General features: G+C 43.1%; 10 protein-coding genes. 7 read left to right on the top strand and 3 right to left on the bottom strand.

The features are described from left to right. Window positions 1-276 precede the first annotated feature (276 nt). The gene (locus L0B18_RS04655) at window positions 277-3,012 is read left to right on the top strand and encodes a cation-translocating P-type ATPase (protein ID WP_234568318.1); all 2,736 of its coding nucleotides are present in this window, start codon (window positions 277-279) and stop codon (window positions 3,010-3,012) included. A gap of 151 nt (window positions 3,013-3,163) precedes the next feature. Here the strand turns inward: L0B18_RS04655 and L0B18_RS04650 are convergent, their stop codons facing one another. Then, window positions 3,164-4,024 (bottom strand): SDR family oxidoreductase, encoded by an 861-nt coding sequence (locus tag L0B18_RS04650; protein ID WP_234568316.1) that lies wholly within the window; start codon window positions 4,022-4,024, stop codon window positions 3,164-3,166. A 103-nt stretch (window positions 4,025-4,127) separates the two neighbouring features. Then, entirely contained in the window at window positions 4,128-4,715 is a 588-nt protein-coding gene (locus L0B18_RS04645; protein ID WP_234568315.1) for an exopolysaccharide biosynthesis protein, read from the bottom strand. A gap of 47 nt (window positions 4,716-4,762) precedes the next feature. On the opposite strand from L0B18_RS04645, the gene L0B18_RS04640 reads away from it, so the two are divergent. The 3 genes from L0B18_RS04640 (at window position 4,763) to L0B18_RS04630 (ending at window position 6,655) form a co-directional block, all read left to right on the top strand. Next, window positions 4,763-5,302: a hypothetical protein gene (locus L0B18_RS04640; RefSeq protein WP_234568314.1), complete on the top strand. Its 540-nt coding sequence runs from the start codon at window positions 4,763-4,765 to the stop codon at window positions 5,300-5,302. A gap of 12 nt (window positions 5,303-5,314) precedes the next feature. Beyond that, entirely contained in the window at window positions 5,315-5,674 is a 360-nt protein-coding gene (locus tag L0B18_RS04635) for an MmcQ/YjbR family DNA-binding protein (RefSeq protein WP_234568312.1), read from the top strand. Window positions 5,675-5,890: 216 nt separating this feature from the next. Continuing rightward, window positions 5,891-6,655 carry a ZIP family metal transporter gene (locus L0B18_RS04630; RefSeq protein WP_370647527.1) on the top strand — a complete coding sequence of 255 codons (765 nt, stop codon included), beginning with the start codon at window positions 5,891-5,893 and terminating at the stop codon, window positions 6,653-6,655. Here the strand turns inward: L0B18_RS04630 and L0B18_RS04625 are convergent, their stop codons facing one another. After that, the gene (locus tag L0B18_RS04625) at window positions 6,656-7,339 is read right to left on the bottom strand and encodes a DUF748 domain-containing protein (protein ID WP_234568308.1); all 684 of its coding nucleotides are present in this window, start codon (window positions 7,337-7,339) and stop codon (window positions 6,656-6,658) included. Window positions 7,340-7,576: 237 nt separating this feature from the next. Between L0B18_RS04625 and L0B18_RS04620 the strand changes: the two genes are divergently transcribed. The 3 genes from L0B18_RS04620 to L0B18_RS04610 all read left to right on the top strand — a co-directional run bounded on the left by L0B18_RS04620 (window position 7,577) and on the right by L0B18_RS04610 (window position 12,372). Continuing rightward, on the top strand, window positions 7,577-8,740 hold the full coding sequence (locus L0B18_RS04620) for a Glu/Leu/Phe/Val family dehydrogenase (protein ID WP_304622000.1): 1,164 nt from the start codon (window positions 7,577-7,579) through the stop codon (window positions 8,738-8,740). Window positions 8,741-8,907: 167 nt separating this feature from the next. Then, entirely contained in the window at window positions 8,908-12,126 is a 3,219-nt protein-coding gene (locus L0B18_RS04615) for a S41 family peptidase (RefSeq protein WP_234568306.1), read from the top strand. A gap of 81 nt (window positions 12,127-12,207) precedes the next feature. After that, window positions 12,208-12,372: a hypothetical protein gene (locus L0B18_RS04610; protein WP_234568304.1), complete on the top strand. Its 165-nt coding sequence runs from the start codon at window positions 12,208-12,210 to the stop codon at window positions 12,370-12,372. Window positions 12,373-12,390: the final 18 nt, after the last annotated feature.

Genomic DNA, 12,390 nt, shown 5'->3' with positions numbered 1-12,390 from the left:
TTTCTGCTCGTGATACATTAAGAATGTACGCCAATTGGGTCGACAGCTCATCCAATTTCAACCAAAATAACGTGTCTTAACCTCTTGCAGATTCTGAAGGAACTTCTCATCTCAATTCAGCTCTAAATCTATAGAGAGAAAACCAAGGGATGAATCTACATTCTTGATCATCGAATGGTGTTGAACAATCGGAATCATGTTCTCATTAGCTTCGTTTTATTGGCGTCAGGTAACGAGTCGTGCGATTCATCAAAATTTTTAATTTTTACACCTCTAATGAATTCATCGAATAAAGAGCCGGAAATTGATCATCCTCATTCGAAATCTGCTGAGGAAATTGTTAAACAACTTGAAACCAATCAGGAGAGTGGCCTTTCGGAAGAAGAAGCTAAAAAACGGCTTGAATCCTACGGACCGAATCAGCTCGAAGAACATGATGAGAAAAGTCTTCTTCAAATTCTCATCGACCAAATCAACAACCCCATTGTTTACCTGTTGACAGCTGCGGCTGTTCTCGCATTTGTATTTGGTGATGTCCCCGAGGGAATTGCCATCATCGTTGTTTTGGTATTGAATACCATCATCGGTTTTTGGATGGAATTTCAGGCACGAAAAAGCATGAATGCCTTGCAGGAAATGGACAAAGTAATGGCGCATGTGATTCGCAATGGAGAAGAAAAAGAGGTTGATGCCGAGCAATTAGTGCCGGGAGATGTCATCAACCTGGCAGCCGGTGATTTGGTCCCCGCCGATGCACGCCTCATTGAATTAGCAGAACTATCCATTGACGAGGCTCCCTTAACAGGTGAATCCGTTCCGGTTTCGAAAGAAGTGGAACCGATTGAAGAAGACACTCAGGTAGCCGATCAAAAAAATATGATTTTCAAAGGAACCGCAGTAACAAACGGCCGGGGAAAAGCGGTCGTCGTTACAACAGGAATGGAGACTGAAATTGGTTCGATCTCCGAAATGGTTAGCGAGGCTGACAAAGAACAGATCCCTCTCAACAGGAAGCTTGAAGACCTTACGAAAAAACTGATCTGGGTAACTCTTGCTCTTGCCGCCGCTTTTTTTGTGGTTGGGTGGGCTACTGGAAAAGAGATCTATCAACTCGTACAAACTTCGATTGCCTGGACTATTGCCGCCATTCCGGAAGGCCTGCCGATTGTAGCCAGCATCGCCCTCGCCAAAGGAATGCTGCGGCTGGCAGACCATAATGTGATTGTGAAACAGCTCGCAGCCGTGGAGACTCTTGGCGAAACCACCGTCATCTTTACCGATAAAACGGGAACCCTCACGGAAAATCGCCTGACTCTTCAAATGATGGAATTTGAAGAACGGAGAGCTGATATCAAATGGAGCGATAACAATAGTAACGCTGAGATTGTAAGTAATGATGAATCTGGTCATGGTTTTGATAAAGAGGACGAACGTCTCAAAAGATTCTTCGAAATTGCCGTTCTCTGTAATGATGCGGAGTTGAAGAAGAAAAAAAATGGTGAGGAGAACGGAGCCGGAGATCCGCTGGATGTTTCACTTCTGGAATTTGGCAATGTTTTCGACTCGGAGAGATACGAGAAGTTGCGGGAATCCAACCGCCTCAATGAAGAGCCTTTCGACTCAGATGATATGGTAATGGGAACCGTTTATGAAATTGACGGCCAAATCATGTTGCTCTGCAAAGGCGCAGCCGAAGCCATTGTAGAAAGGTGTTCCAATACGTTTACAGCAGATGGATCGTCTGATTTGAATGAAGATGGTAAGAATAAATGGATTGAACGAAATGAGGAACTCTCTGAAGATGGCCTGAGGGTGATTGCATTCGCATTTAAGGAACTGGATCAAAAACCATCTGATGATGCCGATGTTGAAGGAGATCTCATGCACGACCTGACGTTTCTCTGCCTGACAGGTTTTATCGATCCTCCCCGTGAAGAGGTGAAAGAGTCGGTAGCAACGTGCAAGAAGGCGGGAATTAAAGTTGAGATGGTCACGGGAGACCACCCCGGAACAGCCAGAAATATCGCACGCGAAGTAAATGTTGCTGATGAAGAGAATGACAAAGCCCTGCACGGGAGTGATCTACGGGAAGATGTGGAAGAACATGACCAGGAAGAGGTTGTGAACACCCGGATCTTTGCCCGCGTAGATCCCGAACAAAAGCTGAAACTTATCGAATATTACCAGAATAACGGGGATATCGTAGCGATGACCGGTGATGGTGTGAATGACGCGCCCGCACTAAAAAAAGCAGATATTGGCATTGCTATGGGAGAACGCGGCACACAGGTTGCACAGGAAGTTTCCGACATGGTTCTGAAAAATGATGCGTTTTCATCGATTGTTGAAGCGGTTCGGGAAGGGCGAATTATCTTCGGCAATATCCGGAAGTTTATTATGTACCAGCTCTCCTATCACCTGTCTGAAATTTTGATTATTGCGCTGATCAGCTTTACGGTTTTTGCACTCCCACTGCTTCCGTTGCAGTTATTGTTTCTGAATTTACTGTCGGATGTGTTCCCCGCCCTTGCTTTAGGGATTGGCCAGGGAAGCCCGGAAGTGATGAAGCATGATCCCAAAGATCCGGAAGAACCGATAATCAACAAGCAAAATTGGATGATGATTGGAATGCATGGACTCATTCTGACAATATTTGTAACCGGCTCTTATTTCTTCGCTTTTCTTTATTGGGGGCTTTCTGAAGAGGTCTGTAATAACGTCGCATTTTTCAGCCTGGCTTTTGCACAGTTATGGCATGTGTTTGATATGCGGGAAGCGGAAGAACCTATATTCAACAACCAGGTAACAAGGAATAAGTATGTTTGGGGAGCTGTAATCTTTTGCGTGGTCGTCATCATTGCCTCTTATTTCATCCCGCAGATAAACAATATCCTCTCCTATCAATCTCTTGATTTGAAAGTATGGATTTTAATAGGGATTACCAGCCTGCTCCCGGTATTTACGATCCAAAGCCTCAAGGAGATTACAAAGGATATGAAGATTACTTTTTAGAGAGTAATCCTTAAAAGATCTTTAAAGCTTTAAAAAATGAAGCTGTTTGAGATTTACAAATAATGAGATTGCTTCACTACGTTCGCAATGACTTGAATGTCGTCATTACGAGTGAAACGAAGCAATCTCCTAAAGACACCGAGCTAATCAATCACCCGCCAACTGGCTCACCACCATTCACATGAATGGTTTGCCCTGAAATGTATGACGCGTCTTCTGATGCAAGAAACACATACGCCGGAGCAACTTCCGAAGGCTGACCAGGCCTGCCAAGGTGCGTTGATTTTCCAAAATTCTTCACATGCTCGGGATCAAAAGAAGCGGGAATGAGCGGCGTCCAGATGGGGCCGGGCGCCACGGCATTTACCCGAATTCCCTTCGGTGCCAAATCATCATTCAACGATCGTGTAAAACTGAGAATAGCTCCTTTTGTAGCGCCATAATCAATCAAATATTCTCTCCCCTGGAAGGCGACAACGCTCGTTGTATTAATCACGCAATCACCTGCTTTCAAGTGTTTTACAGCAGCCTTCGTTAGGTAAAACATCGAAATTATATTTGTTTGAAACGTCTTCTCTGTCAGGTCCAGATCCAGTTCTTCCATTCCCTGGCGGACGTGCTGTTCTCCGGCGTTATTTACCAGAATATTTAAATCACCAAAAGTTTCGATCACTTTTTGAACCGCATCAAAACAAAATTGTCTTTTCTTGATATCTCCCTTTATAACGAGACATTCGCCGCCTTCGGCTTCAACCATTTTTTGGGTTTTTTGAGCATCTTCATCTTCTTCTAAATAAATGACGGCAACTCTTGCTCCTTCTCTTGCATAATGCACGGCAACCGCCCGGCCAATTCCGGAGTCTCCGCCCGTAATCAGAGCAATTTTACCTTTAAGCTTGGCGCTGCCTTTATAGCTGTCCCTGATAATTTCAGGCTCGGGAATCATTTCAGATTCTTTACCGGGTAATGTCTGCTGTTGTTTTGGAAAGTCCTTCTTGATATCCTGACTCATAGATTTATCAAATTGATTACACTTTATTCGTACATACTCTCTTCCTAATTGTAACAGTCGGATCTTTTTAAAGTTCCTCCTTTGGCACTCTTACCTCAGATATTTATAAAATCCCGTAAATCACGATACCAAATGTACCGAGCGCAAATAGCAAAGCAAGAATGGCAAGAATTCCATCGTGGGTAATGAGTGATAACCCGAATAGCGCAAATGCGATTCCCGCCACATTCGCGCTAAAAGGGATGACTTCCATCACAGGCATCGCTAACGCAATCAGAAAACAGACGGCTGCGATTACATAATGGCCGGCACCTTTTGTAAAAACTGTTAATCTGGGTTTTGACCATTTGTCGATGAACGTCGCCGGTTTCTTCAGCCACTCCATCCCCTTGTTGATCTTTTTCTTTTCAGCAGAGCGTTTCAAGATCCAGTTTGGCAGCCAAAACTGTTCTCGTCCGAACAGAAGCTGTCCGGTTGTCAAGATCACAAAAATACCCATAATGGTCGGAACGCCGGGAATATCTCCAATGAGTGGAGCGAGTGTTATGATTCCCGCCAGAAGTAAAAGTGGCGCAAACGATCGGCGTCCGATTTTGTCTAAAATGTCATCAAAAGAAACCTTGTTTCCATCCCCGTCTGCATTTTTAATTTTTACAATTAAATCTTCGAGATTTGAAAGTTCTTTACTCATATTATATTGTTGATTACAGACTTTTTTTAATCTCTTACTTGTCAGCTATGGTACTTTCAAGACTCTCATCACACCTGAAGATTATACTGCTTACATCATTATTTGTTCTCAGCCTTCTCCCGTCCTCAATCTTTGCCCAAAACGAAATTGAACGAGCCAGAATTTCTCTCCAGGGTTTACAGGAATTTGGGTTTACGGCTAACATTGAAGGCAGCCAAACCGTCACCTCCAGCGATACGCTGACTCCATCGGTGATACGTCAGCAAGCGATCAATCAAATTGTTGAGGCCGGCCTTCGGTTTGTATCGGATGAAGAAGTGGAATCTTCCGCCGATATCCCTTTTTTATACATGCACATTAATACCATGCAATTGGATAACGGGCTAATCCCCTTTTCCATTCAACTCAAACTTTTTCAACCGGTTAAGCTTTCGCTGAACCGGGATTTACAAACCTCGGCGAGCACGTGGGATTCTGGAATGGTCGGTATCGTTTCGCTGGACCGGCTACCGTTAATTAACGAAGCGGCAAATAGCCTTGTCGCCGAATTTATTGAGGATTATCAGCGTGCCAATTACGATTATTAATTTTCTCGATTTATGAATATTGAAGAGTTTCGGGATTTCTGTCTCTCGTTTAACGGCGTTACCGAAGAATTTCCGTTTGATAATAATACGCTGGTTTTCAAAGTGATGGGCAAAATGTTTGCTCTTTGCGATGTGGATGAATTTGAAAGTATCAACCTGAAGTGTGAACCTGTTCATGCCATTCAGCTTCGTGAAGAACATCCAGGCACTGTACTTCCTGGTTATCATATGAACAAAAAACACTGGAATACCGTGATGATGGATAACCATCTTTCAAACAAATTGATTGAGGAATGGGTTACTGATTCCTACAATCTGGTAGTTGCCAACCTTCCGAAAAAAGATCAACAGAAACTGAAGAATAAAGACTGAATTTTTATTTGATTCGCAGGGGTAATTTATATTTTATCCACTCTTCCTAATCCGTATCCTGCTTTTTTGGTATTCATTTCATTTCGTGTTTGAAACAAATTCATGAGTAAGGAACGGACCTTTAAGAAGTCTAAGGAGAGCAATTTCCTGAATGGAATCTTTGCAGCGATCCTGTTGATTCTTGTCGTAATCATTTCTTTTTGGGTTGTAAATGACATGGCTGATGGCATCACCATCTTTCATGTTTTTATTGCTGCTCTTATTACAGCTATTGCAACCGGTTTTGGTGCAATCCCTTTCTTGTTCGTCAAAAACTTTGATAACAAATGGCTGGGAATTGGAAATTCTATCGCTGCAGGACTCATGCTTGGTGCAAGTATCGGGTTGGTGTACGAAGGCGTTTATCTGGAAAATGTTGAAATGAGAATCATGAAAGTGATTGCCGGTTTGCTTTTGGGAGGAATTCTGGTCCTTTTATCTCACTATTTCTTGGAAAGAACGGATAAGGACTATTCCATCGGACAAGTGACAGGTGCAAACGCCGTTAAAATGCTGATGATCGTAGGAATTATGACCGTTCACTCATTTGCGGAAGGAATTGGAGTCGGCGTTTCCTTTGGAGACAGTGCCTCATTCGGATCCTTCATTTCCATCGCGATTGCCATTCATAACATTCCTGAAGGATTGGCAATCAGCCTTGTGCTTATTCCCCGGGGAACATCGGTCCGTAATTCTACACTCTGGAGTATTTTCAGCAGTCTTCCACAACCAATTATGGCTGTTCCCGCATTCCTTTTTGTCCTCGCTTTTAAAACGTATCTGCCCGTCGGTTTGGGAGTGGCAGCAGGCGCTATGTTTTGGATGGTTTTCCGTGAACTGATTCCGGATGCTTTAAAAGAGCTCAGCAGGAAAAATGTCTATGCCTTAACCGCCGTCACAGCTATCGCTATGATTATATTTCAGCTACTTATTGAAACATAATCACTCTTCATCATCGTCCACTCCAAGCAAATCCTGAACTTTGTTTTCAAGCTGTTCCAGCAATCCTCTTGATACTGCTTCCTGGATGGCACGTTCTATTAACGGATCCATTATTTCCCGAATGCTTTGCTTCATTGTATTGCTTCCCGACTGGCCTATATTGGTAAGCTCAAACTCCTCAATGCTGGCTTCAGCCGTTCGCTCTCTTTCAATGGTACTGCTAACGCGAACGGTTCCATCCTCCATAAGAAGATGATTGATGACCATAGACGGCCCCTCCGTATCTTCTGCCACATCCATATTCTCGTTCAGCTTTCTGAGATTGATTCCCAATCCTATCTGTTCAAAAAAGAGCTCGGGATTTTGAATATGGATGTTTTCAACCACAATCGTATCCGAGAAAATGGTGGCCAGATCTATTTTTAAACTCATTTCATCGATAACAATAGCTTTTTCATCACTGAATCCTTCAGGGTTTGCGACGGTGAATCCATAAATCACTCCCGAGCCGTCAAAAAGAGAAACGTTCACATTTCCAATATTTACTTCTGTTTGCAGAAGCTCCGTTCCATTTTCCTCTATCGCCGACTTGACGATGCCATCCAACGAAAAATTCAGAATGATGAAGGCTGCTATCAAAACGACCAAAAGGCCGCCAAATATTTTTAGTCCTTTATGTTTCATGATTTTAGATTTTCTCGTTTAAATCTTCTTCCTGTATGAATGTTTCTAATCTACCCTGCAACTGTCACAATAATCTTCTCAAATTAGTTCAATATTAAACGCTTTTTCCTCAATAAACACAATAGCTTAATGAAGAAACATTTATTCCGACTTTATTACCAATAAACTTGTAAAGTTTATATATTTGGAAGCGCTACCATAAAAATATTTTAATGTTGAGGATGAAGGTTTTTGAAAATGAATGATTCAGTTGCTGTTTCAGATAATAAAATATTGTCAGAGAACGACTATTCGCTTTTTAGCCAACTTGTAAATATGAACCATGAGCAGCTTGTTTTTTGTTCACGTCCTGAAGTGGGACTCAAAGCAATCGTTGCTATCCACGATACCACATTAGGCCCTGCTTTAGGCGGCGTTCGGATGTGGAAATATTCCTCCGAAAATCAGGCCATAAGAGACGCACTTCGATTGTCCCGCGGAATGACGTATAAAGCAGCCATTTCCGGACTCAATTTCGGCGGGGGAAAGGCCGTGATTATCGGTGACTCCAGAACCGACAAAACCGAAGCCATGTTCCGTGCCTTCGGGAAATTTATCGAAGGACTGGCCGGCCGTTATCTCACAGCAGAAGATGTTGGAATGACAGAGCGCGAAATGAGCTGGATCTATTCCGAAACCAAATATGTAACCGGCATTCCAAAATCGTTGGGTGGTAGTGGCGATCCATCCCCTGTTACGGCATATGGCGTTTACATGGGTATGAAAGCAGCTGCAAAAAAGGCATACGGCAGTGACTCTTTATCGAACAAAAGAATTGCCATTCAGGGAGCTGGTTCGGTTGCCACTTATCTTGCAAGATATCTGGCAAAAGAGAATGCCAAACTTTTTATCACGGATATTTTTGAAGAGAAAGCGAATCATTTGGCAAGAGAAACCGGTGCCGAAGTTGTATCCCCGGATGAAATCTATACATTGGATCTCCACATTTTCAGTCCATGCGCACTTGGCTCTGTTATTAATGATGATACGATCAGTCACATCTCCTGCGATATCATTGCCGGCGGAGCGAACAACATTTTAGATGATGAAAAAAAACACAGCCTTGAGCTTCAAAATCGCGGCATTCTCTTTGCGCCGGATTATGTGATCAATGCCGGCGGAATCATCAATATTTCCAGTGAAATGCAAGGCTATAATGAAAAGCTGGCAATGGAGAAAACATCGCAGATTTATGATACGCTTCTCAATGTTTTCGAATATTCTGAAAACCACAATCTTACCCCGGTCGAAGCATCGAATATTCTGGCTGAAGAGCGAATCAAAAGTGTCGGCAGCATTAAAACGATTTACTCATCAGAAAGTAATTTTTCTAACAGACAAGGTGAAATATATCGCCGCTGAAGATTATGATTTTACCCATAGCTCACCATACAAGGCAGCCCGGTAAAACGGGTTGCTTTTTTTTTGTTCGATGAAGTACCTTTTTCATTCGCTATTCTTCATATTTGTTTGAACTCTACACTTTATATTCTGTTGGTCAATTTTTTAATCCCTGATAAAAAATGAACATGAAATTCCTGCTAACTACAATCGCTTTTTTCTTTGCCTCTCACCTGACACTTGCACAAACAACTCCTCAATGGATTCGCTATCAAAGTATTTCTCCGGACGGGGAATCCATTGCTTTTACCTATATGGGAGATCTTTATACCGTGCCGACAAAAGGCGGAGAAGCCCGTCAATTAACCTTTCATGATGCCCATGATTTTATGCCCGTTTGGAGCAGCGACAGCCAGCAGATTGCATTTGCCTCCGACCGATATGGAAATTTCGACATTTATGTGATGGATGCTCTTGGCGGACCTGCTACACGTCTCACGTTTCACTCGAACGATGAACATCCGTACTCTTTTGCGCAGAATGACAGTTCGGTTGTTTTTGGAGCCGTTCGCCAGGATCGGGCAGAACATCGGCAATACCCTACATCCGCACAGCCAGAGCTTTATTCCGTGCCCACAAATGGCGGCCGGGTGGATCAAGTGTTTACCATTCCGGCTGAATATGTTCAGGTAAGCGGCAACGGTCAGACCCTGATTTATCATGATAAAAAAGGGTATGAAGATACGTGGCGAAAACATCATACCTCAGCAATTACACGAGATATTTGGATCTACAATATGGCAGATAGCTCACACACAAAGCTTACTGATTTTGAAGGAGAAGATCGTCAGCCCGTATTCGATAACAGTGAGGAATCTTTGTACTACCTGAGTGAAGAAAGCGGGAATTTTAATATTCATAAACTGTCTCTTTCAAACCCGGATCAAACTACACAGCTTACAGAATTTGATACGCACCCAATTCGGTTTTTAAGTGTTGGAAATGGCACTCTGGCATTTGGGTATGACGGCGAACTCTACACAATGAATGAAGGCGAAGAACCGCAAAAAGTTGATGTTAACATTCGCACGCAGGATAAATCCAATCCGGATCAGTTCATCAGTATTAACGGCGGCGTGGATGAAATGTCTATTTCCCCCAATGGAAAAGAGATTGCTTTTATCGCACGCGGTGAAGTGTTCGTGACGTCTGCCGATGGTTCGCTGACCAAACGCATCACCAATACACCTGAGCAGGAACACTTTGTAACGTTCTCTCCTGATGGAAAAAGTGTAGCATATGCCGCAGAAAGAGATGGCCGATGGAGCATTTTCAAAACGGAAAAAACACGAGATTCTGAGCCGTTTTTCTATGCATCCACATTGTTAGAGGAGAACGAATTAGTTAGTGATACTCTCGACAATTATATGCCGCATTACTCACCCGACGGAGAAAAACTGGCATATATCTCCGGGCGCCGGACGCTTCGAATCCTGAATCTTGAATCGGAAGAAACCACGGATTTACTGACGCCGGAAGACCTTTTCCACATGAGCGACGGCGACAAATATTTTCGCTGGAGTCCGGACAGTAACTGGCTTCTGGTCAGCTGGAATAAGCTGCTCAACAATAGCGAAATCCTTCTGCTCGCCGCAGATGGCAGCCAGCGTATCAACCTTACAGAAAGCGGGTATTATGATGAGTCTCCCAAATGGGTAAACGGCGGAGAGCAAATGATCTGGTTCAGTAACCGGGACGGTCTGAGAAGTTATGCCACCAGCGGCCGATCAGAAATGGATGTTTATTCTATGTTTTTTACCGAAGAATCCTGGGATAAATACAACATGAGCAAAGAGGATTTTGAACTCATGGAAGAGATCAAAAAGGCGAATGAGAATGACGAAGAGTCTGATGATGAAGAAAGTTCTGAAGAAAATGAGGTTGAAGATCTTGAGTTTGATTTCGATCGAATGAAAGACCGAACAGCCAAATTTACCATTCACTCCAGTTTTTTAAGTGATGCCGTTCTTTCCAAAGATGGCGAAAAACTCTATTACCTTTCCCGGTTTGAGGATGAATATAATTTGTGGGAAACCAACCTCAGGACCAAAGAAACCAAAATGGCTATTCAGTTGAACACCAGTTCCGGAGAATTAACCTGGGATAAGGAACAGGAAAATCTCTATCTGCTCAGCCGTGGAAATATTTCAAAGATCGATCTGTCCGGAAACAGTAGTGAACGAGTGGCTATCGCCGGAGAGATGAAATATGATGAAGAAAAAGAACGTGCACACTTACTCGATCACATCTACCTGAGAACCAAGAATATTTTTTATGAGCCTACTTTTCATGGAAAGGATTGGGACATGCTTTATAACGAATATCAAAAATATCTCCCTCATATAAGCAACGAGCATGAGTTTGCGGAAATGGTTTCGGAATTGCTGGGCGAGTTGAATGTGTCACATGCAGGTGGACGTTTCAGCAGCAGCATGGAAAATGGAGATGAAACCGCCTCACTCGGAATTTTTATGGATTGGGATTATGAGGGAGACGGAATCAAAATCGATGAGATTATCACCGGTGGCCCGCTCGATAAAGCAGATTTCGAGATTGAACCCGGTAGCATCATCACTGCAATTGACGGAGATACGCTTTCTGGTGATCAGGATGTAGCCAGTTATCTCAATCGCAAATCCGGAGATTTTGTACTTCTTGAAATTCAAACTCCTGATTTGGATGAGCCTCAACAAATCACCGTAAAACCGATTACTCTTGGCCAGGAAAATAATTTATTATATGACCGCTTCGTCCGAATCAACGAAAAAGAGGTGGAAGAAAAAAGTGGTGGTCGGCTTGGATATGTACATATTCCGGGCATGAGCGACGGACCGTATCGGGTAGTTTTTGAAGAAATGCTTGGAAAATATTTAGAAACGGATGGAGTCATTGTGGATACCCGTTTCAATGGCGGAGGCGATCTGGTTGCAGATCTCGCGATGTTTTTTACAGGCGAACGATTTCTCACCTATGCTACAGAAGCCAAAGTTGTAGGCGGCGAACCCACTTCGCGCTGGACAAAACCAACCGTCTCTCTCTTCAACGAAAGCATGTATTCCGACGGGCATTGTTATGCAAGCGGATATACGGATCTGGACATTGGTACAACTATCGGAATGCCGGTTCCGGGAACTTGTAGTTTTGCCGGATGGGAACGCTTGGCAAATGGCGTAGTGTGGGGCGTGGTGCCGGTCAGCGCTAAAAACAAAGCCGGCGAATGGCTGGAAAACAACCAGGTTGAGCCGGATATCCTGATCAAGAACCAACCAGAGATTATTTCTGACGGACGCGATCAACAACTTGAACGTGCCATTGAAACGTTGATGAATGAAGTTTCTGAGGACTAAATCACCAACAAAATTCCGTTAACTTTTGTACTGAAATTACCGTAAAGTTTTTATACATAAACTTTAATAAATCATTTGATTATGGCTAAAGGCGGTAAGGTAAAAGAATCAGTACGGGGCGGCATAACCTTGGGATCTGCGTTGGCAGTTACAATATCCTGGTCGGTTAACAAATCCATTATTTGGGCAATTATTCACGGGATTTTCAGCTGGTTTTATGTGATTTACTATGCCATTTTTTATTAATAACGATTAAATTTTTTG

Source organism: Rhodohalobacter sp. 614A, from assembly GCF_021462415.1.
In the GTDB taxonomy this organism is placed as follows: domain Bacteria; phylum Bacteroidota; class Rhodothermia; order Balneolales; family Balneolaceae; genus Rhodohalobacter.
This window is presented reverse-complemented; position numbering and strand designations above follow the sequence as displayed.